This window comes from Thalassotalea sp. PLHSN55, assembly GCF_052030545.1.
GTDB lineage: Bacteria > Pseudomonadota > Gammaproteobacteria > Enterobacterales > Alteromonadaceae > CANMXU01.
Genome location: NZ_JBPDIH010000005.1, coordinates 116,291 through 142,083 on the forward strand (window position 1 = coordinate 116,291; position 25,793 = coordinate 142,083).

The following is a 25,793-nucleotide window of genomic DNA, read 5'->3' on the forward strand; positions in this document are numbered from 1 at the left end:
ACAATATTTTAAAGATAGCACAATGTCACTAAAAGGTATCTTACATTGAAATGGTATTAATCTCAGCATGAAATAAATTTGTTAGTCGATTTACTGATGAGTTAACCAAAATAATTGTATTTGTTTTGTGATAAATGTAACTTTTTACTGCGCTGGGTCAACATATATGGCAAAAGGTCATCTATAATAACGCTGTTCATTAATTTATATATACAGAAGTTATGTTAACAGACACCATATTAGTTATAAATTGCGGTAGTTCCTCATTAAAATTCTCCCTTATTTGTCCACAAACAGGCGAAACATTACTAAACGGTTTAGCTGAGCGACTTTCATCTGAGTCGGCCGAGCTTAAATATAGTTTTCAAAATAACAAGCAAGTAACATCACTGCCTGCTCCTTTTGACCACCAAGCAGCAATCGACGTGTTAGTGAATATTTTAAAGCAGCATCAGCTAGTCGAAAAAGTCAGTGCGGTTGGTCATCGAGTGGTGCATGGCGGCGAAAAATATGCTTTACCAACACGTGTTGATGAGCAAGTTAAACAAACCATAGCAGAACTTGCTAAACTTGCCCCTTTGCATAACCCGGCAAATTTAATTGGTATTGAGGCTTGCGAAAAAGCCTTTAAACATTTACCTCAAGTGGCTATTTTTGATACCGCTTTTCACCAAAGCATGCCTGAAAAAGCCTATATTTACGGGCTTCCGTATTCGTTATATCAAGAGCATTGTATTAGGCGTTATGGTTTTCATGGCACCTCTCATTATTTTGTTGCTAGCCAAGCGGCAAAATTAGTGAATAAACCAATCGAAAGCTGTAATTTTATTAGCGCTCATTTAGGCAATGGATGTAGTGTAAGTGCCGTAAAAAATGGTAAAAGCGTCGATACTACTCTCGGTTTAACGCCTGTTGAAGGTGTAATGATGGGTACGCGAAGTGGCGATGTCGACCCCGGCATTATTTTTCATTTGATTAATCAACTTGGCTATAGCGCAGAGCAAGTTAACCATTTATTAAACAAAGAAAGCGGCTTACTTGGTGTTTCACAATTAAGTAATGATTGTCGAGAGCTTGAAACTGCGATGTTTGAACAAGACCATGCAGGCGCCAAGCTTGCCCTTGAAATTTTCTGTTACCGCATTGCCAAAGCCATTGCCGGCTTTACGGCTAGTTTAACTGAACTTGACGGTATTATTTTTACCGGTGGTATCGGCGAAAATTCATCGTTTGTGCGTGAACAAGTATTAACACAGCTTTCTTTGCTTGGCGTTGAAATCGACCCAGACAAAAATGAAGCGACTCGTTTTGGAAAATCGGGTGTTATCACCACAGCACAATCACGCGCGGCTTGGGTAATACCTACCAATGAAGAATGGGTAATTGCCGAGCAAACTCAACAAATTTTATCGGCGGAGTAAACTCTATGTCTAAAAAAATAATGCTAATCCCTGTCGGTTTTGGCGTTGGTCTAACGAGTGTTTCGTTAGGCTTGCTGCACGCATGCCAGCGTAAAGGTATCAAAGTTGGCCATTTCAAACCTATAAGCCAGCCATCTCGTAATAACTGGCATAAAAAGAATCAAGCCGCAATTACCTTAGCAGAAAACGATACCTGCTTACCGCTAAGCTATGTTGAAGACAAAATGGGTGATGGCGACCAAGCGGTAATATTAGAAGAAATCGTTGCAAACTTTTCTCGCTTTAATACTGATCAAGACTTGGTCATTATTGAAGGCCTTATTCCAACCACACGTCAGCCATATGCCGGTCGAATTAACCGCGACGTTGCACAAGCGTTATCAGCCGATATTATACTTGTTGCAGCACATGATGGTGACACGCCAGAAGAGTTTGAAGATCGCTTAGAAGTAAGCGCTGAAAGCTTTGGCGGCCTAAAAAGCAAGCGCATTGTTGGCTGCGTAATTAACAAGCTTAACTCGCCTGATCAAGACGAATTTGGCTTGTTGCCAAGAGAAAGTGAATTTATCACCAACAGCGATTTAACCGCATGGCAACAACTGAAAATATTTCAAAATAAACATTTTGATTTACTTGCAACTATCCCTTGGGATCTTGATTTAATTGCGCCACGTGTGGTCGATATCGTCAAATATTTAGAAGCAGATGTGATCAATGAAGGCGACATGGAACATCGTCGTATTCGTAGCATTAGTTTTTGCGCTCGCTCGGTCAGTAATTTGATGAGTCATTTACAACCAAGCCGTTTGATTGTCACTCCAGGAGATCGTACCGACATAATTATTGCCACCTGTTTATCAGCCCTTAATGGTACAAAAGTGGGTGCATTAATGCTCACCAATGGTTTTCAGCCAAACGCGGAAGTGATGTCATTATGTCAACAAGCACTTGATGCCGGTTTACCAGTGATCTCGGTACCTTGGGATACTTGGCAAACATCACGCCATTTAATGAACTTTAACCCTGAAATTCCAGCAGACGATTTTCAGCGTCACGACAAAGTTAAAGAATATATCGCCGATAAATTTGAACCTGCTTGGCTAGACAGTCTTTCTACACATGTCAGTAGTTCTAGTGAATTATCACCACCTGCCTTTAGATACAAGCTTACCGAGCTTGCACGTGCAGGAAATAAAATGATTATTTTGCCTGAAGGCACCGACGCTCGAACCATTAAAGCAGCAGCTATTTGTGTTGAACGTAATATTGCGCGTTGTCAGTTATTAGGTGACAAAGAAGAAATTTTACGTATCGCAGAGCAACAAGGCGTTAATTTACCTGACGGCTTATTAATTACCGATCCTAAAAATATTGTCGATAATTATGTTTCGCCTATGGTTAAGTTACGTGAACACAAAGGTTTAACGGATGTAGTTGCCAGACAGGAATTAAATGATAATACCGTATTAGCAACCATGATGTTGCAAATGGGACAAGTTGACGGTTTAGTGTCAGGCGCGGTAAATACCACAGCTAATACCATTCGCCCTGCCCTGCAATTAATAAAAACAGCTGAAGGCAGCTCGTTAGTATCATCTATTTTCTTTATGTTATTGCCAGACCAAGTGCTGGTTTATGGCGACTGTGCGATTAATCAAGATCCAAATGCCGAACAACTGGCTGACATTGCTATTCAATCAGCCGACTCCGCCATTGCTTTTGGTCTTGATCCTAAAGTTGCTATGATCAGCTACAGTACGGGCAGCTCAGGTCACGGCGCCGATGTAGAAAAAGTTGCCAAGGCAACTGAGCTTGCCAAAGCCAAGCGTCCTGATTTGATCATTGATGGCCCGCTACAATACGACGCGGCAATTATGGAAAATGTTGCGAAGAAAAAAGCGCCAAATAGCCCGGTGGCAGGTAAAGCCAATGTCTTTGTATTTCCAGACTTAAATACCGGTAATACTACCTATAAAGCAGTACAACGTTCTGCTGACTTAGTGAGTATTGGCCCAATGCTACAAGGCATGAAAAAGCCAGTAAATGATTTATCTCGCGGTGCATTAGTTGACGATATTGTCTATACAATCGCTTTAACTGCGATTCAAGCACAAATGTAATATAAACGCTAAAAAGATCGTGTGTATTTTGCTTAAACGCTTAATATGCACGATCTTTTATTGATCTTAATAAGTAAAACTTTCCCTGCTAGTTACCCACAGCATACGTACAAAAAAACATCACACAAAAAATAACCTATCGAAATAATCATTATTTTACATGGTGTTATAAAACTAAACATAGATTGCTAACAAAGATATCCACAGGTTTTGTGCATATCTTTTTAAATAACTAACAAAGAAAAAGATTGTTTAGTGATAAAATCTAGCTTAAAAGCAATAAAAAACAAATAACAACTGATAGTTTCACTACATTCGCACTAGATAAAGTTAAAATGGTTAGATATCGTACGCATATTACTAATACCAATCTGATTAATAACATGACCAACTCAGAGCTATTTCAGCGGTGCTCGAACTCACTAAATTTTTGCAGGTATAGTCATTCTATATCAAATAAATTTAGTGTTGTTATCGGGCCGCTGAAAAGCTCCGAAACGGCTTGGCTAAAATACTTTACTGCGGTGTTACTTATTTTTGAAAGGGAATACCCTTCCTAAAAACAAGCGCCTTGCATTAAAGCGTTTTATCTCAAGCTGAGCGATCATTTATTTAATCAAATTGGTATAATATCGGCTGATTCTTTGGTTTAGCGCACGTTTAGCGGTATAGTAATGGTAATTTTTAGCAAGACTTGTTTTGATAAATCATATTACTTTTAACAACTACAGCGAGCGTAGAAAAGTATTTGAATTACTAAAAATAAGATGTGATTAAAACTAGGTGTTGTTGATCTTTCAATTTATAACTTGGCTGCTTTTGAAAATGAGTCAATAGCAAAGACCAAAATGAACGAACACAGACCCTAACCTAATGTACGAGCAACTTTTATGACGAAAATTTATGGTATCAGTAACTGCGATACAGTAAAAAAAGCCTTAAAATGGCTAGAACAGCACAATATAGCTTTTGAATTTCACGACTTTAGAAAAGACGGTTTAGACCAAGCTTTGCTTTTATCTTTTCAAAAGCAATCAAGCTGGGACGCCTTAATTAATAAGCGCAGCACAACCTATCGCAATTTGCCGCAAGACGTTAAAGACAATTTGTCGGGTGATACCGCCGTTGCCACCATTTTGGAGCAACCAACATTAATTAAGCGCCCAGTTCTAGTAACGTCACAAACCTTACATATCGGCTTTAAGCCCGCACAATATCAAGAGCTTTTTATTCATGAGTAAACCTTTATCAAACACCATTAACCTTGCCATCGACTTACTTGCAAGAGAATCCGTTACGCCAGAAGATGCTGGTTGCCAAGAATTGATGAAACAACGCCTCGGCGACTGTGGTTTTGTTAATGAAACTATGGTGTTTGAAGACACTACCAATTTGTGGTCACGTCGTGGCGACAAATCTCCCGTATTTTGTTTTGCTGGTCATACCGATGTTGTGCCGGCAGGAAATTTAGATCATTGGCAGACCAATCCTTTTGAACCAACCATTAAAGATGGCATGCTCTACGCGCGCGGCGCTGCTGATATGAAAGGCAGCCTTGCAGCGATGATCATTGCAACAGAGCGATTTGTTAACGATTATCCAGATCATAAAGGCTCAATTGCCTACTTGATCACCTCTGATGAAGAAGGGCCATTTATTAATGGTACAACGCGTGTAATCGATACCTTAGAAGCACGTAATGAAAAAATTGATTATTGCATTGTTGGTGAACCTTCAAGTACCCACGAAGTCGGCGATGTTATTAAAAATGGTCGCCGCGGCTCTATTTCAGCCGATATCGATATTAAAGGTAAGCAAGGTCATGTAGCCTACCCTGAGCATGTTAAAAACCCGATTCACTTAGCGATGCCTGCCTTAGCCGAGTTAAGCCAAACTCATTGGGATAATGGTAACGACTTTTTTCCTGAAACTAGCTTTCAATTATCAAACATCAATTCAGGTACTGGCGCAACCAATGTTGTTCCGGGGCATTTAATTGCTTTATGTAATTTACGTTTTAGTACTGAACTTAACTTTGAAATGATCGTTGAAAAGCTTGAAGGCATTTTAAATAAGCACGAACTTGATTACGACATTAAGTGGACATACAACGGTAAGCCATTTATTACCGAACCTGGCACCTTCTTAGACGCTGCTGTTGAAGCGGTTGATCATGTTATGGGACATAAACCAAAACTATCCACCTCAGGTGGTACCTCTGACGGTCGATTTATCGCGCCTACGGGTGCACAAGTGATTGAGTTAGGCCCGTGTAACGCGACCATTCACCAAGTTAATGAATGTGTCTCTTGCGATGACTTAGATAAACTCGCTGATATTTATTATCACTGTTTAGTGAATGTTTTAGCTTAAGCTTTCCTCATGTGATTAAAACCACTGACAAATAATCTACGAAGGTAAACAAGCAACATGACCATGTCATCTGCACAAATAACAGGTATTGAAGATAGCCATATTACATGGCTATCAGACAATATCGGTTTACATCACGATGTTGTCTCTCCTTGGCAAACGTTACACAGCCAAGCTAAACAAGCGGGCTTTGACTTAGTTATCGCCAGTGGTTTTCGAAACTTTTCTCGTCAATGCGCTATTTGGAATAGAAAGTTTAACGGTGAATTAGCCGTTAAAAATATTGATAATGAGATAGTTGATACAGAAAAACTAACTGATATTGAAAAAATACACGCCATTATGCTCTATTCCGCGCTTCCTAGCGGCAGTCGACATCATTGGGGGACAGACATCGATGTTTACGCCAGTAATTTATTACCGAGCGATTGTCAGTTGCAACTAGAGCCTTGGGAATACCAACAAGACGGTTATTTTTTCGAACTATCAAGGTGGTTAAAAGCTCATGCGCCCGCATTAGGTTTTGGCTTTCCTTATGATAAATACCGCCAAGGCGTCGCCATTGAGCCTTGGCATTTAAGCTATTTACCTTTGGCAAACAAGTGCCAGCAAGCGCTTAGCATTAAGGTAATAACAAAGGCAATTAGCGAGCACGATGTTGCCGCAAAGTCAGAAATTTTAACGCATATAAACACGTTATATCAGCAATATATTATAAACACTGGGGTCAATTTAGATGGATGATTGGTTAGTTATTGGCATAATTGTCGCAGCAGCTGCGCTAATTATTGGTAATTTTAGTACCGTTGAAAAAAGTGCCAAAACACCGTTAAGAAAAAAAGGCTTAAACGATCTTGAAGAAACACTGCCGCGCAGTAATAAAAGCCAACATACCTTAAAAAATACGCGCTACAATTCGCCAAGTGGCTCGAATACAAAAGACGATAAAAGCCCATAAAGCTAAAGCAAATTAAAATGCAGACATAAAAAAACTCCGACTAGCGGAGTTTTTTTTTGCTCATCTATTTTAAAAACACATCATCTTTAAAATACGTTTCTAAATGATAAGCCCGGTTCCATTACAGGTAAAATACGTGTTAATACGTCAACCTTAATTGGCGTACCATCAGCATCATATATTGTTAACGCTGTTTGCTCACCCTGCTCTTGCAATACAAACTGGTATTTTGCATCAGCAACATCAATTACCGGTACGTCTTCACCCCATATCGATGTCCAGAAGCTATTTTCTGGTTTAGTAAAGTCGACAAAATAAATCTTTTTCGTTTCATTTAAATCGGTAATGGTAAATCCATAATCTTGGAAGAATTCTGGTAAGTTTTGCCAAACCGCATCTAATTCCATATCAATAATATAAGACGCTTCACCCACAGTATTTTCACCAATGGTGACGATTTTTTGATTCGCTTTCTCTAAACGTTTTTCACGTTGTAGTTGACGGTATTCGTAATCAACCTGTGCAACCACTTCGTTTAGCATATGCATTTCTGAGCGATGTTTATCAATTAAATCGATCGGCTGACCTGGATTCACAAGGTGTTCATATTCGGCAAGTTCAACTGTTAACGACGCGCTTCGGCCATGCGGTTTAGGGCTAACTTTGAAACGAAAACGGCTTTGGTCAAGCGGCTCAATGTCATCATAAAACCAACCTGAAATTTCATGTTCTTTGATATACCAATTAGATTCAGTCACTAAAGTTTCATCGTTAACTGAAGCACTGCCAACACCATCATCAGATAGCTGCGCAGCAACTGCACTATGAATAAATTGTGCTAGGTTTTTATCATCAAAAACCTGATCAAACCAAATAATAACTTCTTGTGATTTAGGATCAACCCGAGAAGATGTTGCTATAGGTAACGCTAAAGATGGTGCGCGAATATCAACTTGTTCACCCACAGGGCCATTCAAGTTAACGTCATCAGTAATCAAGTACTCTTGGCCTTGTTTAGGCGTTTTTAATGATGAAGGCACGGTAATTGGCTTAGCTTCTTCTAGTTTTGCATAACCAAAATCACCGGAAGCACGTTTACTATCAACACCACTACACCCTGATAATGCTAGCCCTAAAAGGACTGATGTGTATATATAGCGGTTCATTCATTCTCCTGCAGATGTCAAACTTAACTTTATTTATCAAACAATAAATAATCCCTTCTTTGATGCATAAGAAGAAAGTTAGTTCAGAATATTATTAGTTTAGGTAAAATAGTCGTTTATTACTGTTCGATGTAACGGGCATGTATAATCGTTATTCTACTCATTCAGCGATACCGTTTTATTAGCTAATGTTACCAGCTTACGCTATTTAATCGGGCACCATGGTACTTGGCTGATTTTGCAAACACAAGCGAGCAAGCCAATAAAATGAGTAAATTATAGAGATTTTGTTTTCATTTCTATCACAGGGTTATTTTTTACTGGCAAGTTACGTACAATAAGCTCTTTTTTCAATTGGGATTAATAGATGTCTGAATATTTGGTACTTACAGCCATGGGTGCAGATAGAACAGGAGCAGTAAGTGAACTTACTAAATTAGCCTGTTCGTGTGGTTGTAATATCTTAGACAGTCGTATGGCAATATTTGGTTTAGAATTTACTTTTATTATGTTTTTAACTGGCGATGCTAAAGCCATTAATAAAATTGAATCTAAACTACCGATGCTTTCACAAAAACTCGAATTAATCACCATGATGAAACGCACATCAGGTTATAAACAACGCAATTTTACCAGCCATTATCAAGTTGAATATGCCGGTATTGATCAACCTGGCATCTTAAAATCGGTGACTGCATTTTTAGCGGCGAGAAATATCGACATTTCTTCACTTAAATCAGATATAGATCCTGATACCAACCATATGTGCGCACAAATACAAATCGCTTTAACGAACAACGATAGCATTGAACAAATTGAATCTGACTTCTTCCAACTTTGTCAGCAAATCGACGTTCAAGGCACCATAACTAAAGTTAACTCTAATTTATTGTAAGGACGATTATGAACACACTTACCGTCGGCGACAACGCCCCGCTTTTTACTTTACTTGATGAAAATGAACAAGCCGTATCTTTAGCAGATACTTTAAAAGAGCAACAAGTATTAGTGTATTTTTACCCAAAAGCCATGACACCAGGCTGTACAGTGCAAGCACAAGGTCTTCGTGACATTAAAGCGGAACTTGCTAAGCATAATACGCGTGTATTTGGTATTAGCCCTGATGAACCTAAACGTTTAGCAAAATTTTGCCAGCGTGATGAACTCAACTTTACATTGCTTTCTGACGTTGATCATAAAGTAGCTGATGATTTCGGCGTTTGGGGCTTGAAAAAGTTCATGGGCAAAGAATACGACGGCATTCACCGCTTAAGCTTTTTAATTGGCCAAGACGGTAAAATTAGCCACGTATTTAATAAGTTTAAAACCAAAACCCACCATGAAGTGGTATTAGAAGTATTAGCGCAGCAATAATTGGCAAGGTAACAGCACAATAAGCGTGTAAGGCACTTTGTGTAACTGCCAAGTTTAATTAATAATTTTAAAACGGTCTTCGAATTCGATCATGAATCAATTCAAGGCCGTTTTCTAATTTATTATCAGAATTGTCCTGTTATTAGTGACTTGCCGCTAAAGTAGCGCTTTTAATACAATAGCTAAATTTGGTATCTGCTAAGATTTGAGCTAAATTATTTTCAGCCCAAACCGATTTACCATCAACAACTATTTCTAGTGGGGTCATTCATTTTTGTAGTAATCCATCCATTCGTCCAGATCTTTTGGCGCTGTAGCATATCTGCATTTAATTTTTCCAAAATCGGATTTGGTAAAACTTATTCAGTATGGTTTTATAGAAATAGTCACAGATACCATTTATTTGTGGTGACATTGCCTTTGTTTTAATGTAGCCAATTTAACTTGACCGATACAATGTGCAATCAGAATACCTATAACTAAGAGACCCAATAACAAAATCGATTTAACTCATAACCCATACTTAATTTCACCAGTTAGTCAGTAGTATTAGATATTAGCTTCAATTTGATCTAATATCTCTAAAGCGCCCTCAAAATCAAATTCATTGATTTTCTTAATCAAGTTTTCTTTCGCATCGAGGTCATCAATAAGTGGAGAAAGAGAGTTTATTTCCTCAAGGGCGGCACTATCATAATTTTCAAGTAGCGTGCGAATATCGATAAACAGTTGTTTTACTGATTTTATTTCCTGAGTTTCAGGCGTCTCATTACCAGCATTTAGTTCAGCTAATGCGGCCTTCGTTATCGCGTTGACAACAGCAGATAATTTACTAATAAATGAGTCGTACGGCTCTTCTATTGACGTTATCGTTTCAATGTTTAACTCATTGCAACGCTTCTCGAGTATTTCTGCCGCGATCGCTAACTCACTTGCACCTAAGGTCGCACTTAAGCCTTTAATAGAATGCGCCATACGCATCATTGTTTTTATATCATTACAATTTTGAGCCTCTTTGAACTCTGAATCGAATGACTTTTGCTTTTCTGAAAAGCTTATTAATATTTTGATATATAAGTTTTTATTATTATTAGTTGATGCTAACCCTTGCTTTGTATCAATACCTTCTATTACTGGAAAACACATTTCATTTGGCGTTTCATGATTATTGATTGAACTGATTTTTTTCTTATTTTGGGGTGTGATCCAATGAGAGAGTGTGTCAAACATTTTGCTAACAACGATAGGTTTTTGAATATGATCATTCATTCCTGCTGCAATCGCTTTTTCTTTATCGCCCACCATAGCATTTGCTGTCATAGCAATAATTGGGATTGCCTGATATGCTGCCATTTCTCGTATTAATTTTGTTGCTTCGTACCCGTCCATAACAGGCATTTGACAATCCATTAATATACCATCGTACTTTTCTGGCTCTAGCATAGCTAAAGCAACCTTTCCATTTTCAGCAATGTCTACAGAGATACCTTTTTGTAATAACAACTCACGTGCAAGCTCCTGATTTATTTCGTTGTCTTCTACTAATAAGAGGTGTGCGCCCGTTAACTTTTGAATGTAATGCTCATTGTTAACTTGCTGATAGTGAGCAGTTGATGAGTCATCTAATTTACCAAACGCTTGCATTATCGCTTTTTTAAGCGAGTCTGGTGAAAGAGGTTTGGTGATTACCGCATTAATGGTATTGGGTTTAGTTTGCCTAATAGCTTCTTCATAATCATAGGCAGTTATCAATAAAATAGGACTTTCAAAACCGATTGTTCGACATAGCTCAGCCGTTTCTATTCCGTCTAACCCCTGCATTTTCCAATCAACCAATAACAGATCAAACGAGTTACCTTCTTTAATCAATGCTATGGCGGCTTCTCCACTTTTTACGCAAACTACATTGAAATTTTGCGAGCTAAGTAAACTTTTTAGTATATGACGAGCCGTTTGGTTGTCATCTACCACTAATACTTTTAAATCAGCGATATTAGCTTCTACTAAACTAAAAATAGGAGTTGGTTGCTCATTTTGGACGGCTAAATTAATGGTAAAGTGAAACGTACTGCCTTTACCGTACTCACTTTCACCCCAAACTTTTCCGCCCATCATTTCGACCAAATTTTTACAAATACTTAGTCCTAAACCTGTACCACCGTAACGTCGAGTGGTTGAAGAGTCAGCCTGTGAAAAAGCTTTAAATAGCTTTTTCTGTTGTTCATTTGTCATTCCAATACCGGAATCAATCACTGAAAACTGTAGCTGTACTTGCTGCTCTTCAAGGCTTAATAACTTAGCCTTAAATATAATATCTCCGGATTCAGTAAACTTAACGGCATTATTCCCTAAGTTGATCAGTATTTGCCCAAGCCTCAACGGGTCGCCAAGCAAGCCCATCGGAATATTAGGATCAATATCAAACATTAGCTCAAGCCCTTTGTCTTGGGCATTTAAGCCAACAACATTAGCAAGGTTGTTTAATACGCTATTTAATGAAAATTCAATGGTCTCAATATCAAGTTTACCTGCTTCAATTTTTGACACATCTAGAATATCGTTAATTAACCCTAAAAGAGATTCTGCTGACCACTGTACTTTACTGATGTAATTACGCTGTTTATCATCTAAGTGAGTTTCCAAGGCTAAATGCGACATACCGATAATGGCATTCATCGGTGTTCTAATTTCATGAGACATATTGGCAAGAAACTCACTTTTTGCCGCATCAGCCATATGTGCTTCTTTGGTAGCAATATTAAGTTCTTCTTGCGTTTTCCTTAATTCAACAACCTGATTAGCAAGTAGTTCATTTGCCCGTTTTCGACTACGTGACAGCTTTATAATAACAATAAATAAAATAGCGAAAGATAAAGCAATTAGCGCGACTAACCAGAGTAAATTTTGTTGATAAGTAACTGTTTCACCTAGCGAAGCTATTTCTTTACGTCGACTAGTTAACTCTACCGATAACGATTCTAATTGCTTTGTTTGTAAGTCAACATTATTCGCATTATCTGCAATTTGTTTTTGAAGGCTTTCTACTTTTGCTTGTCGGTCTTTAATTGCTGAAATACGTTTATCTAGTTCACGTTGATTATCGATTAACTGCTGCTCACTTAACGCGAGCTTGTTTTCAATTTCTCGGCTATTTTGTTGAGCATTAACAAGCGCGGCTTCCATATTTTTAGCTTCAATTCTTTTTTTAGCTAAATCATCGCTATAGGTTTGTAAATCAGCGGTTAACTTTTCAATTTGCACTATTTCTGTTTGCCGTAATTGCGCTAACGACATGAGCTCTTTCGAACGCGCACTAATTTCTTTTTTCTGTTTTAGCATTAACGCTTCGGTGTCACGTAATAATTGTGCAACGTCTAACTCAGTACCACCCAAAAGCAATATGCTCTTGTCCATAGTTAACCCTTCGAAAATAATATTACTTTTGTTAATTTCAAAAGTAATTTTATCTTGTTTTTCTTGGTTAAAATTAACCATAAAGCTTGTTTTGTTTTGACTATATTCAGTAACTACTAAGGTATTAGACTGCCGGACTACTGCACTTAACGATACTTCTTGGTTGTAATTATATTGAGGGATAAATAATAAGTGAGCAGATTTGGCAACTTGAATTTTTTGATGATCTAAGCGGATGACTTTTACAGGTTTACCTCTAATCTGCATTTTGGGGCTAACTCGGCTAAGCTCCTTGAATTGTTCATCATTTTCGCCTACGTAACCAATGATAAACGCATCAAAACTGGCTTCATTTTCCCAAGAAAAATACTTCAAAAAGTTAAAAACATAAGCACTTTTGATTACATGTATTTCGGTAGACAATACAAAAAATGGGGAAAGTAAGAACACCACGAAAAAAACATGAAGACTTTGCTTTAATTTCACTATTTGATTCTCGAAAATTTAGCTACAATAATGATTTACACTATATTACACATTCCGCCATTAAAACAACAAAGTGGCATTTATTGCTTAAATTTGACGCAGTCTGTTAATATTCTCCAAAAGGATTGATTTTCATGAGATATAAACTTCACTTTTTAGTGTTGTTCGCCCCCTTATCATTCAAAGCAGTTGCCAATGATGATATTTACAGCCTAAATTTAGAGCAGTTATCTGAAATATCAGTTTCCAGTTCGACGAGTTTAACCACAACAACAAAAAGACTTCAGCCGGCAAAAACAACGAGTATTGATTTTCAATTATTAAACAGCGTTGGCGCGGCAAATCAAATCGACCTACTGAATATGCTTGTGCCCGAGCTTCAAGTTGTTAGCAACAAAGGTTTGGGTCATAACCCAGCATTTAGAGGGCTTGCACCAAGCGGACCTAATGCTCACCAATATTTAATTAATGGCCGCTCAATGAATATGAACTTTTTCCTTGGTTCATGGGTAGAAGCATATAATTTAATGGGAGATATAAACTCCGTCGAAGTCATTCATGGCCCAGGTTCCGTTATCCATGGTCCAGGTGCATTATCTGGCGTAGTAAGTGTACAAACACATGACGTTATGAGTTTTCAAGGGCTAGAGTTAACGGCTAAGCATATGTTTGAAAACAAAAGCGACATTGCTGAAATAAAATTTGGCCACAAAACAGACGAGAATGCAGGCTTTTTCATTTATGCGGGTTTTGAAGATCAAGAAGGTGCCGATAGACACGACTCTCCTGTTAGGTATAGCAATAGTTTCACCGCAATAAACGGTTACGAAATTGTCGCAGGTCAAGATGCAAATATTAACTTGTCAAATTACCAAGAATCACCTGACAACGATTATAAGGTATTTGTCGACTATACAAATAACAACTTTAACGCGTGGTTTAGGTATTCTCACGAATCAGAACGCTTATACATTGACCGAACTAAATTGTCTTTAATTCAACCGGATAATGTAGTCTTGTTAGACGATATCGGCGCTGAATTTTTAATCAATAATTCGAATAGTTATATATATCGTAATTATAGTTTTGAAATCAATAATACGTGGCAATTTAATAATGGTCTTTCACTATTAGCCCTAATAGGAGGAGACAAAATAGATTCAGATTTTGACTTCCCTCGTCCCAATGGCGGTGTTCGAGTAATTAACCATTACGAAGACGAAATAAACGCTAAATTATTATTAAATTGGCCATTAAACGACAACCACATACTTGCTGTAGGACTTGAAGCTTCAGATCACAACTACGAGTTTAATGTTAATGGCCTTGCAGCCTCAACAGAGCCGTGGAGTGTATTTTCGTATGCTGGCCTATTTGAACACCAATGGCATATATCGAATAAGTGGACAAGTTTCTTAGGCGGCAGATTAGATAAAGGTCGCTACAGCGAGAACTTATTCTCCCCGAGGTTGGCAGTGGTTTACGCAGCAAACAACGCTGACACATGGAAGTTTATCGCCAACCGAGCAGTGCGCTTTCCACCTGAGTTAGTAGCAAGATTAGATGCCCTTAAAGGTAGTAATACCACCAAAGAGGAAGTACTCGATTCATTAGAAATTAGCTTTGATTCAGTGTTAAACCAGAATTTATCTTACAATTTGAGTGCCTACTACCAAGAGTTAGATGCCATTGACAGCTTAGGTGGTTTGCAAGCTAACGTTGGTAAGTTTGACACTTATGGCTTCACACTTTCGACGACATACGAGCAAGATAATTTAACGTTCTTGTTTTCTCACTCTATTGTTGAACTAATTGACGCAGAGGACAAGCCCGGTATCGATCCATCGAATTTTAGCGCAGCTGGACAAGGTTACGGTAACGATCTGAATGCCTGGGCGAACCATAATACTAAAATGAATGTGATATATTCTCTCTCGGAAACATTTGCCATAAACAGTAGCTTAAATATTCTCTGGGATTATCCGGGTAGCCAAGACTTAGGTGAGTATAACAGTTTTGTAAGAGATACTCGCGCTAACCCAGCCTCTATTGTTATAGATTCAGGCTACACTGAAGCATTTGAACATAATATTGAATGGTCTATCGGTGCGGCTTACCAATGGAATAAAGCAACCGCACTAAGATTCGATGCTTATAATATTGTCAGCCTTTTTGATGATGAGCATAATCGATATCAAGATAGAAATTACGGAACCTACCGTGTAAAACCATTTTCTGTGTTACTGTCACTAACTTACAAGATATAAATTTTAATATTACTATAGAAAAACAAGGGAATTTCATGGGTAAGCAAAAAATCATTGTTGTTGATGATCAGTCTGAAAACTTGCAAGTGCTGGTCGAAATTTTAAAAGCTGATTATGCTGTTATTGCTACGACCTCTGCGCTTAAGGCTATAGATTTAGCTCAAGTAGACCCCAAGGCTTGCGCAATTTTATTAGATGTTTGTATGCCCGAAATGGACGGTTTCACTTTATGCGAAAAATTAAAGTCTATTGAGCTGGTTAAAGACATTCCTGTTTTTTTTATCACGAGCTTAACCGCAGAAGAAGATTATAAAAAAGGATTTAGCTCAGGTGGTTATGATTTTATACAAAAGCCATTCAGCGCAACATTACTTTTAAACCGATTACAAAAAGCCATCAAATAAAAAAGTGGTGCAAAGCACCACTTCTCATTCATAACTGCCATATAGTTATGCCTTGTAGCTTTCTACGTTTGCTTCAATGCTCGCTTTTAAGTCTGACATTTTGGTCATATAATCAGATAATTTTACTTTCACTTGTTCTACTTTTTCAGCTTCGATTGACTGTGCTTTTTCAAGTACGCTCTCAAACTGTCCTGCGCACTTTGTCACGACATCTTTAGATTTTTCTATCGCCTCTTTGCTCTCCATTTTGCCTAGGGTAACTTGCACTTGTAAGTTTTCTAGCTCGCTATTAATGCTATCTTTAACATCATTAGCTGTAACACCGATACTTTCTAAATGTTTACTTAATTCAGCGGCAGCCTTTACTGCAACTTTGCGTTTTTCTTGAATGTTATCTTCCAAGTCAGCTTTACCTAATGAAGCCTGTAATTTCAACGCTTGTACTTTCATTTGTGCGTGATCCATTGTTTCATTAATTGCAGATTTGATTGTTTCGATAGTTGTCATGATTCTCACCTTAGTTTTAAGTTATTTAGATAAACAAGAAGCGATAATTGTTTTGCTTCGTGATTAAGTTGAGATAAGAATAGCGCAGCATTAACCGTTTGAATGTGTACAAGCTAAGAGAGTTTGTGTGATATAAAATGACTTAAACCACAGCAGCAGGTAATGCCAATAGAGTTTTGTTGTTTCTTCAACGTTCAAGCGTGTGTTTTTTGATGGTTATGTATTTATATCATTTGCACAGCGCCTAAGCGCAACTTAATGCTATTACGTCATAATTAGACGCAATAACATTAAAGACATCAATAACTTTAAAGCAGTGCTTCTGCCCTGTAACGATAAATAAAAGCGCAGTGTCATACTTCTGTTTTGTTATCGTACACTAAGGTTTAACCATTTTATTATTGTTCCTCTTCCACAGAAGGATAATTATCAATGCTGTAACTGCACCGCCGACATGAGCAAAATGAGCAATATTACCGACGGAATATTTAGTTAACCCAAAAAATAAATCCCCAGCAATAATGACAGGAACAAAATATTTAGCATTGATAGGTATAGGCAAGAATATCAATGATAATTTGGCATTTGGATAGGTAAAGGCAAAAGCCACTAAAATTCCGTAGATTGCCCCCGACGCACCAACAACAGGTGAATGAAAAATCGACATTAACTCCATAAACGTAGATTTTCCTACTTGATTCACTAAGTTGCTATCAACATACCCGCTAGTTAACATAGTTTGAATAGTTTCAGCGCTATATCCAAACGCCACAATTTGATTAAAAATAACGCTAAATTGGTAATAGTTAACCAATGTATATAACAGTGCCGCGCCAATGCCCGTAGCAAAATAAAACATTAAGAATTTTGGTGTCTGCCAAGATGTTTCCAGTGGCGTACCAAAAGACCATAAGGCATACATATTAAACAACAGGTGGCTAATCCCCCCATGCATAAACATGTGTGTTAGCACTTGATAATAATTAAATTTTTCATTAAGTGGGAAATATAACGCTAAGGCCTGTACTTCTGATATTTTAAAAAAATAGCCGATTATGAAAATAACTACATTGATGACAACAAGGTAATATATCGATTGTTTTGCTGAAGGCATGGTACTTCCTTTTAAATCACTTAATGGACGTTACTTGTCCTCTTTAAGCATAATATTTGCAAACTAAAGAAGTGGTGCACTTGCACCACTTCTCATTTTGTATTTCTTCGCCGATTACGACTTATAGCTGTCTACTTTAACTTCAATACTAGCTTTTAAGTCAGACATCTTTGTCATGTAGTCAGATAACTTCACTTTTACCTGTTCGACTTTCTCTGCTTCAATAGATTCAGCCTGCTCGATAACACTTTCAAATTGCCCTGCATACTTTGTCACCTCATTTTTCGCTTGTTCCATTGACGATTTACCTTCCATTTTCCCCAACGCAACTTGTAGTTGTAGGTTTTCTATTTCAGTATTGATGCTTTCTTTAACATCACTTGCTGTTACGCCAATTTCCTCTAAATGAGTGCTTAACTCAGCGGCTGCAACTACAGCAGCTTTGCGCTTTGCCTTAATGTTATCTTCTAAGTCGGCTTTACCTAATGAGGCTTGTAATGTTAGCGCTTCAACTTTCATTTGAGCGTGGTCGATTGTTTCATTAATTGCAGATTTAATTGTTTCGATAGAAGTCATGATTCTCACCTTTATTTAATATTTTAAGTTGTTTAGTTAAGAAGAAGCGGTCGTTGTTTTGCTTCGTATTTAAGTTGAGATAATATTAACCAAGTATTTAAGATTTGAATGTGTACAATCTAGATGAGTTTGTGTGGTCTATTCATGATTTTTATTGGTGCTGCAATCGCAACTTTAAAAACAACTTCTTGTGCTCTTTAATGTGAATATCATTTTCCATTAATCTTCTCTGTTACCCAAAGAACACTTAGTAAAAGATAAAAGCTATAAACTATGCCCAACGCTTTTTTGCATATACTCAATATGAAACCCACAATATTCTTCATCGTTTTCTTTTTATTTATAGGAAAAGCCACGAACGCGATTAGCGATACGGTGATCAACGTTATTTTTATTTCAAGCGCTTTGCTTATTTATATCGCTTGGCACGAAGGTAAAAAAGCAAAACAAGAGAAAGAGCTGCGCAAACAGCGTATGCAAAAAATTAAAAGTATAACTGATGCATACAAACGCCCCCCTTACGGAAGATAGCGCTTTCGTATTTGCTATACATTTATATGGGTAATAAGAAACATGACTCATATTTAACCACAGATAGAACCGTGCAACACAATTGAAAAATATAATCACACTAACCCCCTCTTAAAGTACACAGCCTTATTTGTCTTGGTTATTCATAATAGCTTCATCAACTCAACAAGGGTTGGACAATTAAACAATACTTAAGGTGAAATTATGAAAAACTTACTAACATTATTAAAAGAAAATGCAAAACTAAATGTAATTGGCGGCATCACATTATTACTGCTTGGCGCACTCTGTATTAACTTACCGTATTTATCAGGACTGACAATTGCAGGATTTGTAAGCTTAGCAGTGATCGCTTATGGTATCAGCACCAGTATATTTGCTTTTACTAAAAATAAGGTTACACATAAAATATTGGCCTTTATCTCTGGTATTCTCGTGACACTACTGGGTGTGTTCATGTTAATTAATCCCGTTGCAAACCTATACACCCTGGCAATGATAAGCGTATGTTACTTTATTATCGATGGCGTTATGAATTTAGTTACAACCTATCAAATTCGTAAAACTAAGCTTTGGGGTTGGTCATTATTTCACGGCATTATTAGCTTAGCATTAGCTGCGTCACTTATCGTTCAATGGCCTTTATCAAGTATTTATATTGTGGGGACTTTAGTAGGCATACGTTTTATCTTTAATGGATTAAACATCGTTCTATTAGCTTCTACAGGTTTCGGTGTTGTTGATGCCATTGAAACATCACAAAAAAGCGATAACGTTGAAGATGAAAAAGTTAATAAAGTTCAACATGCTTAATACTTAATTTTAAATAAAAAAACATGACTAACAACATCAAAACATGAGCCTGTAGAATACAATTTCTATAGGCTTTTTTTATAGATTATCGTTTAGCTTCAAATGCGAACCCCCTCATTTATTAATCTCAAAAATTCAATTTTATATGACCTCAGTCAATATTTTTTGTATTGGAAGTACTCTGTGTTCTTTACGAGACATTGTACAAAATAGCAAATGTCATACTGTACAAAAATCACTCAACCTTAGGTGTGTACTACAAATTAAGCGTTGTGATTATCCAATGATATATAGACATGAATTAGACAATGTTAATTCGTATTTTTGAGGTTTTATAATGAGCAATGCATTGCAGAAATTAAACAATAACCAAGTTAAGCACCCATTAACGTGTTGCAAAAACGATATAAGTTCACACATGTTAGCGCAGTATGGTCTTGCTATTGATGCCAGTGCAATTGTTTCAATAGCGGATACCACAGGAAAAATAACCTATGTTAATGAAAATTTATGTCGTCTTTCAGGTTACGACAAAAACGAATTAATTGGTAAAACTCATGCGCATACTAAACACCCTGAGACACCTAAGGCGATTTATGAGGAGCTATGGAGCACTATTACCTCAGGAAATATATGGCAAGGTATATTAAAAAATCGAACTAAAGATAAGCAAACATTTGTCACCAACAACTCCATTGTGCCGATTAAAAATAACTCAGGTGAAATTATTGAGTATATTTGCATTAGGTTCGATATAACCCAAGTTTATCAGCAGCAAAAAATATCTGAATGTCAGTTCACAGATAAGGTCACCAGTTTGCCGAACAGCATAAAACTAATGGCTGATAGCGATAAGTTAAACAATACCCATATTGCCGTATTAACGGTCCCAGAATTAAACAAAATTCAATATACATACCCGATTGAATTTTATAATAAGCTAGTGAGAGCGATCACCGACTTCATCTTGCCACATATCCCAAAACACTATACGTTCTATCGTTTATCAGAGAATATGTTTGCCATTTCCCCTCCGCAAAACAATTCTTTTGATGACTTAAAAGGCTGTTGCTATTCACTTAAATTTAATTTTGAAGAGCAACAAATAGCTATCGATTCAACCATATTTAAATTTTCAATTGTTATTGGCTTAGCAAAAGCAACACAAGCCGAGAATACCTTGATCAATGCTAAAATGGCACTTGCCTATGCTTTAGATAATGGCAAAGACTTATCGACATTTAGGCAAGAAAACCTCGTTTATGAAAAAATACTCAATACCATCGAGTGGGGCCGCAAAATAAAAAGTGCTTTAAGAAATAATAACGTGTGTATTTTTGGCCAAGATATTGTAGATAAACATGGTAGTGTCACTTACACAGAAGTATTAATGAGAATTTTTGACGCTGAAAAAGATGACTATATTTCCCCACACCATTTTTTGTCTATTGCCAAAAAAGCCAATTTGTATCATCAACTTTCTCAGCAAGTGCTAAAAAAAGCCATAAAATATTTTGGCATAAGCCGGCAACACTTTAGTATAAACCTGTCGTCTGAAGATTTTAAAAATGGTCAAACTAGGCGTCTACTTGTTCAACTGCTCAACGAACACCAAGCAGGTCACTTAATTACCATTGAGTTGGTAGAATCAGAGCTGTGTAATATAAATAGCGCACAATTCATTTCGTATATTGAAGAGCTAAAAAGCTTAGGTTGTAAGATTGCAATTGATGACTTTGGTAGTGGCTATTCTAACTTTAACTATTTACTTGCTCTACCTATAGATACTCTCAAAATTGACGGGTCATTAATCAAAGACATCAGTAAAAATGAAAAACATAGAATTTTAGTCGATTCTATTATCAACCTCTGTCATCGACTCAATATCAAAGTAGTCGCTGAATATATCGCCAATGAAGAGGATTTTATTCAAGTATCAAAGTTAAATGCTCATTATTATCAAGGCTATTTTTTTAATCAGCCTAAACGATTGACAACACAGTCTATTGTAAAACTTCACCGTTAACTTTAACGAACTCAATTTACTGACTTTTCAGTAAATTGAGTTGATGAACAAACGAGGTTAACCTCTATTTATAGTTGATAGTTAAATTCTATTCGGTGATCGCCATCACTAGCATTAACTTTCTCATTCCAATTTGCAAAATACCGGATATTTGCTCTTGATGAAATTTGATAGGAAATAGCAAATTCATGGGTAAGTATATTACTTTCATTGCCATAGTAACCATACTTGTATTCATCACTTCCTGATATTGTAGTTAACCACAGAGGGTTATAATTTATCCAAACATTTTCAGAGACGGTAACTTTTCCATAAAAACCTAAAGCAGAAAACGCCCCAGGAACTTCATAACCATTTTCAGCATCATTTTGCATTGTTACCCCAACACCAGCTAAAGGGTAAAGTTGCACCGGTCCCCATTTAGGCAGTGCTTGAATTAAGCTATAGGAAGCATCCATTGACTCTTTATCTAGGTTTACATTTATATCAACTTGAGTTCCTCTGCCATTTGTTGTTTCAACTTGAAAATTTCTAAACCTAAGGGAATCTATTGCATTATCAACACCTTGATACAAGGCATTATTATCATCTCGAATACCCAACCACTCACCACCAACACCTTTCACTTCGATAATATTCATCGCCATATTGGTTTCGCTACCGGTGTCATAAGTTTGTCCTATTTTTAAATTCAAGCCCTTGTCGGTAATACCTCCACCTAGCTGAGTATAAACAGCTAACGGATCTGACATATCTTGAAACTGCTCATCTTGTGCAGCAACATTAAAATGTAAAGCCGCTGCCATTAACATAGTAATTTGTGTTTTGTTCATTTCATTTATCCCGTTAGAAAGCAATATAATGAAACTAATATTATTTTTTTCACAAAGATTGTATGTGTTATTGAATCAACTAAGTGTGTACTTAAAGAATACAACTACACATCTATTTGCAGCATGCACACATCTTCATATGGCGCCTTTATCTACAATAGCTTTATCAAACGACAACAAAGATCAGTTGTGCATAAGGTAAAATGATATGACTAAATTAAAACGCTCATATTTAGCGAGCACGTTAATCGAAAAATTAACTTGGGTGAGAAAAAAATTAAATATAAGCTTCATTTTAGATAAGAAAAAATACAGGCACTCATTGCTTAACTTTACTATAAGCTTTTATTTCTTAGCTTTTTTAATCACAACCCCCATCTCATTACTCAGAGCTATCGATATTAACTGGCACTCTATTAACTATGTTCATATAGCGTTATTAGTTGTTATCACGTTTTTACAAGCACATAAAAACAAGCTGAGTTACCACGTAAAAGTGAGTACGTTAATCCTCATTTTTTATAGCATTGGAATAATTGCTGATTATAGCCTGGGAATGACTCTAGGTAATTATCTATACTTTTCAATATGTATATTACTTGCAGCAACTTTTTTATCTTTAAAGAGTACTTTATTGATATTGCTGGCCATTGTATTTACGCAAATACTCTTTATGGGTTTAACGTTTTTCGAAATAATCACATTCAAGGTATCACCTTTAGTGCAAGTCAATAACATCCACTTTTGGGGTACACATATCACTGCATTTATCACACTTATTGCAAGCCCTTTAATTGCTCTAGGTTGGTTAAACAAATCACTAAAATCTTCTGAACACTCGCTAAAAATAGCGAATGAAAATTTAGAAGATGCACAAAAAAAATTAATTCATTTAGCTCAGACTGACGAATTAACGTCCCTTCCCAACAAACGCGCACTTCTTTCATACTCAGAATTAGAATTTAATAAGTTTAAGCGCCATCAAAATAGTTTTTCAGTGCTTATGATAGATATAGATTTCTTTAAGCATGTTAATGATACCTACGGACATGACGCTGGTGATCTCGTTTTAAAATCTGTTGCTAATGTCTTAGCAAAACAAATAAGGGATTATGAAATTGTGGCACGTAATGGTGGCGAAGAATTCGTCATTATTTTACAGGAGCAGGATAAAAACAAATCAATTAAAATTGCAGAGCGCATAAGACTCGCCGTTGAAAAAACTAACACTCAATATCAGCAGACAAACATTAAAGTGACTGTTAGTATCGGGTTAGCGCAAGTGAGTATAGACGATATAAGCTTTGAAGACTCATTAAAACGAGCCGATAACAATGTCTATAAAGCAAAGGAAAGTGGAAGAAATATTGTCATCATTTAATCAATTTATAGGGAAGTACATATGAATAGAACTAGGTTAATTTTAAACGGTAAAAAAGCAGCTCTTGAAACGGTACGTGCCGCTATTTTTCAAGCGAGAAAGCAAAGCCCTATCGATGTCAGAGTTACTTGGGAAGCAGGAGATGTACCAAGATTAATTCAAGAAGCATACAATGAAAACTGTAGCCGAATTATCGTTGGCGGAGGTGATGGTACAGTTAAAGAGGCCGTCGACGCCATTATGAATTTGCCTGAAGATAACAGGCCGGAGCTCGCCATATTCCCCTTAGGCACTGCCAATGATTTCGCTACAGCCTGCACCGTACCGACTGATTTAGCCGCCGCGCTAACTCTAGCGCAGCAAGGTATAGCAACTCCGATAGATTGTGTAAAAGCCAATGATGAATATTTTATAAATGTTGCTAGTGGCGGGTTTGGCGCTCAAGTAACAACAAGTACACCTGTTGAACTTAAAAACTTCTTAGGCGGAGGCGCTTACACTTTAAACGGCTTAGTGCAAGCTTTGAACTTTACACCCTATCATGGTGAAATTACGTTACCCGATACCACCTTGGCTGGTGAAGTTATTGTTGGAGCGGTATGTAATTCAAGACAAGCAGGAGGTGGGCAACAATTAGCACCGAGCGCATTAATTAATGATGGCCTGCTAGATGTCGTAATATTACTCAGTTTCCCTAAAGAAGATCTAGTTCAAGTGGTGGAAGAGCTACTTTCCATTGGAAAAAGTGGAACCTATGTCAAACGATATCAAACCCCATGGGTAAAATGGCAATCTAAAAGTGTTATCCCCACCAATCTAGATGGCGAACCAATCAGTGCAAAACAGATCCATTATCAAATAATACCGAGCGCAATCAAGTTAGTTATACCTAAATCGTCACCTGTACTTAACGCTACTTAGCTGATAATACGATGAATGTAAATTATTAATTTAACCAGCATACACCTTAACGTTTAAAAATTACTTTTTTAAACGTTAAGGTGTAGTGGCTCAAACTAAATCTGACAGACAGCAATAAGCTCATTGCTGCCGGTGGCATTTCACTTCTTAACGCTAACTAATTCCACAAAGCTGACCTAAATCAGCCCTAAAAATTAGGCACATTTCTGTCAACAAAGACACCATAGCCTCCAGTCTTGAAGTAGATTGGAGTGATTTAAAAGTATGCAGAGCAGGTATTAGCGTTTGCACTCGACTTTCTTTCAATAAATTGAATCTCAAAGGCAGCAATGAGCCTACAGCAGACCTTAGAATTAACGAGTTGCTAGCTTCCCCTTCGCGTACAAAGTTAGCAATAGCAGTTTTATGATGACTGGCAGCAATGGTGGCTTAGCGGACTAATTCGGATAAATTAATGGAGTGGCGTCAATATCCACTATTGGCACATCTAAGACTGTCAGATTTGCTTGAGTCCTATTAACCGAACCTGACAGTTCAAGTTAAGACTTATTCAGTTAAGGTTTGTCTTTTTTCGGCTTTTCCTCTCTCGAAGAAAGAAATAATCGCCTGTGACATATGGCATTTATTAGCTACTAACCTACGCTTGAATATGAAAAAATGATGGAGTACTTGGTGTTATCGCCTCTGAAAATTTATTTTTCGCACGCTCTAAATGCTCAATGCTATCAATTTTATTTAGCTTTTTGTTTTTTTGAGCTAATAAAGCTACGTCGTTAGCATTTACCGTGCTCTTATCTTTTTCATTGCCAGAGCTTTGTGAAATATATTGCTCTACTAATTCTTGTTGATGCTGATGATGGCTCATATTTACAGCTAAACTTCGAACAGCTTCTTGTTCTGTCTGTTCTCGCTGCCGTACGTTTTGAACACCATCTTGAGCGTTATCAGTAAACTCATTAACCTTCTCTGGAGTGGCAACTATCGAAGGATTTTTTTGACTTTCGACTACATTTTTTTCTGTCACTTCCCCTACAAACTGAATAATTTTTGTCGAAATAGGGCTAGAATTTATTGGACTGATCATAATATTTCCTATTGTTTTTTTATA

The 25,793-nt window shown here is 37.0% G+C and carries 21 protein-coding genes and 1 pseudogene; 14 read left to right on the plus strand and 8 right to left on the minus strand.

Annotation, left to right across the window (positions count from 1 at the left end; all coding sequences use genetic code 11):
- Nucleotides 1-221: 221 nt before the first annotated feature.
- The 6 genes from ACRRSQ_RS11485 to ACRRSQ_RS11510 all read left to right on the plus strand — a co-directional run bounded on the left by ACRRSQ_RS11485 (nt 222) and on the right by ACRRSQ_RS11510 (nt 6,872).
- Nucleotides 222-1,421, plus strand: coding sequence for an acetate kinase (locus ACRRSQ_RS11485; protein WP_440875885.1), 1,200 nt, complete (start codon nt 222-224; stop codon nt 1,419-1,421).
- Between the two features lie 5 nt (nt 1,422-1,426).
- Complete coding sequence (pta, locus tag ACRRSQ_RS11490; RefSeq protein WP_440875886.1) at nt 1,427-3,541, plus strand: phosphate acetyltransferase; 2,115 nt, start codon at nt 1,427-1,429, stop codon at nt 3,539-3,541.
- Between the two features lie 890 nt (nt 3,542-4,431).
- Entirely contained in the window at nt 4,432-4,782 is a 351-nt protein-coding gene (locus ACRRSQ_RS11495; RefSeq protein ID WP_440875887.1) for an ArsC family reductase, read from the plus strand.
- The gene (gene dapE / locus ACRRSQ_RS11500) at nt 4,775-5,914 is read left to right on the plus strand and encodes a succinyl-diaminopimelate desuccinylase (RefSeq protein WP_440875888.1); all 1,140 of its coding nucleotides are present in this window, start codon (nt 4,775-4,777) and stop codon (nt 5,912-5,914) included. The genes ACRRSQ_RS11495 and dapE overlap by 8 nt, the downstream gene beginning before the upstream one ends.
- A gap of 57 nt (nt 5,915-5,971) precedes the next feature.
- Nucleotides 5,972-6,658, plus strand: a complete 687-nt coding sequence (locus ACRRSQ_RS11505) for a M15 family metallopeptidase (RefSeq protein ID WP_440875889.1) — start codon at nt 5,972-5,974, stop codon at nt 6,656-6,658.
- Nucleotides 6,651-6,872, plus strand: coding sequence for a hypothetical protein (locus ACRRSQ_RS11510; RefSeq protein WP_440875890.1), 222 nt, complete (start codon nt 6,651-6,653; stop codon nt 6,870-6,872). Before ACRRSQ_RS11505 ends, ACRRSQ_RS11510 begins: the two co-directional genes overlap by 8 nt.
- 86 nt (nt 6,873-6,958) lie before the next feature.
- On the opposite strand, the gene bamC is transcribed toward ACRRSQ_RS11510, so the two are convergent.
- On the minus strand, nt 6,959-8,038 hold the full coding sequence (bamC, locus tag ACRRSQ_RS11515; RefSeq protein ID WP_440875891.1) for an outer membrane protein assembly factor BamC: 1,080 nt from the start codon (nt 8,036-8,038) through the stop codon (nt 6,959-6,961).
- A gap of 367 nt (nt 8,039-8,405) precedes the next feature.
- On the opposite strand from bamC, the gene ACRRSQ_RS11520 reads away from it, so the two are divergent.
- Entirely contained in the window at nt 8,406-8,933 is a 528-nt protein-coding gene (locus ACRRSQ_RS11520; protein WP_440875892.1) for a glycine cleavage system protein R, read from the plus strand.
- 8 nt (nt 8,934-8,941) lie between these two features.
- Nucleotides 8,942-9,412, plus strand: coding sequence for a thioredoxin-dependent thiol peroxidase (bcp, locus tag ACRRSQ_RS11525; RefSeq protein WP_440875893.1), 471 nt, complete (start codon nt 8,942-8,944; stop codon nt 9,410-9,412).
- Between the two features lie 202 nt (nt 9,413-9,614).
- Here the strand turns inward: bcp and ACRRSQ_RS11530 are convergent.
- Nucleotides 9,615-9,851: pseudogene (locus ACRRSQ_RS11530) on the minus strand (IS481 family transposase); the annotation flags it as partial.
- A 110-nt stretch (nt 9,852-9,961) separates the two neighbouring features.
- Nucleotides 9,962-13,312, minus strand: coding sequence for a YfiR/HmsC family protein (locus ACRRSQ_RS11535; RefSeq protein WP_440875894.1), 3,351 nt, complete (start codon nt 13,310-13,312; stop codon nt 9,962-9,964).
- Between the two features lie 134 nt (nt 13,313-13,446).
- Here ACRRSQ_RS11535 and ACRRSQ_RS11540 point away from each other — a divergent pair, with 134 nt between their 5' ends.
- Complete coding sequence (locus ACRRSQ_RS11540; RefSeq protein ID WP_440875895.1) at nt 13,447-15,579, plus strand: TonB-dependent receptor plug domain-containing protein; 2,133 nt, start codon at nt 13,447-13,449, stop codon at nt 15,577-15,579.
- A 35-nt stretch (nt 15,580-15,614) separates the two neighbouring features.
- Nucleotides 15,615-15,983, plus strand: a complete 369-nt coding sequence (locus tag ACRRSQ_RS11545) for a response regulator (RefSeq protein ID WP_440875896.1) — start codon at nt 15,615-15,617, stop codon at nt 15,981-15,983.
- Nucleotides 15,984-16,028: 45 nt separating this feature from the next.
- On the opposite strand, the gene ACRRSQ_RS11550 is transcribed toward ACRRSQ_RS11545, so the two are convergent.
- From ACRRSQ_RS11550 to ACRRSQ_RS11560, 3 genes are all read right to left on the minus strand, one after another.
- Entirely contained in the window at nt 16,029-16,490 is a 462-nt protein-coding gene (locus tag ACRRSQ_RS11550; protein WP_440875897.1) for a hypothetical protein, read from the minus strand.
- A 379-nt stretch (nt 16,491-16,869) separates the two neighbouring features.
- Nucleotides 16,870-17,604 (minus strand): rhomboid family intramembrane serine protease, encoded by a 735-nt coding sequence (locus ACRRSQ_RS11555; protein ID WP_440875898.1) that lies wholly within the window; start codon nt 17,602-17,604, stop codon nt 16,870-16,872.
- Between the two features lie 114 nt (nt 17,605-17,718).
- Nucleotides 17,719-18,180 carry a hypothetical protein gene (locus tag ACRRSQ_RS11560; RefSeq protein ID WP_440875899.1) on the minus strand — a complete coding sequence of 154 codons (462 nt, stop codon included), beginning with the start codon at nt 18,178-18,180 and terminating at the stop codon, nt 17,719-17,721.
- Nucleotides 18,181-18,915: 735 nt separating this feature from the next.
- Here ACRRSQ_RS11560 and ACRRSQ_RS11565 point away from each other — a divergent pair.
- Nucleotides 18,916-19,524, plus strand: a complete 609-nt coding sequence (locus tag ACRRSQ_RS11565) for an HdeD family acid-resistance protein (RefSeq protein ID WP_440875900.1) — start codon at nt 18,916-18,918, stop codon at nt 19,522-19,524.
- A 337-nt stretch (nt 19,525-19,861) separates the two neighbouring features.
- Complete coding sequence (locus ACRRSQ_RS11570; protein ID WP_440875901.1) at nt 19,862-21,550, plus strand: bifunctional diguanylate cyclase/phosphodiesterase; 1,689 nt, start codon at nt 19,862-19,864, stop codon at nt 21,548-21,550.
- 68 nt (nt 21,551-21,618) lie between these two features.
- On the opposite strand, the gene ACRRSQ_RS11575 is transcribed toward ACRRSQ_RS11570, so the two are convergent.
- Nucleotides 21,619-22,383, minus strand: a complete 765-nt coding sequence (locus tag ACRRSQ_RS11575) for a hypothetical protein (RefSeq protein ID WP_440875902.1) — start codon at nt 22,381-22,383, stop codon at nt 21,619-21,621.
- A gap of 208 nt (nt 22,384-22,591) precedes the next feature.
- Between ACRRSQ_RS11575 and ACRRSQ_RS11580 the strand changes: the two genes are divergently transcribed.
- Nucleotides 22,592-23,764, plus strand: coding sequence for a GGDEF domain-containing protein (locus ACRRSQ_RS11580; RefSeq protein WP_440875903.1), 1,173 nt, complete (start codon nt 22,592-22,594; stop codon nt 23,762-23,764).
- 21 nt (nt 23,765-23,785) lie between these two features.
- Nucleotides 23,786-24,685: a lipid kinase YegS gene (gene yegS, locus ACRRSQ_RS11585; RefSeq protein WP_440875904.1), complete on the plus strand. Its 900-nt coding sequence runs from the start codon at nt 23,786-23,788 to the stop codon at nt 24,683-24,685.
- A 637-nt stretch (nt 24,686-25,322) separates the two neighbouring features.
- Here the strand turns inward: yegS and ACRRSQ_RS11590 are convergent.
- On the minus strand, nt 25,323-25,769 hold the full coding sequence (locus tag ACRRSQ_RS11590; RefSeq protein WP_440875905.1) for a hypothetical protein: 447 nt from the start codon (nt 25,767-25,769) through the stop codon (nt 25,323-25,325).
- Between the last annotated feature and the right edge of the window lie 24 nt (nt 25,770-25,793).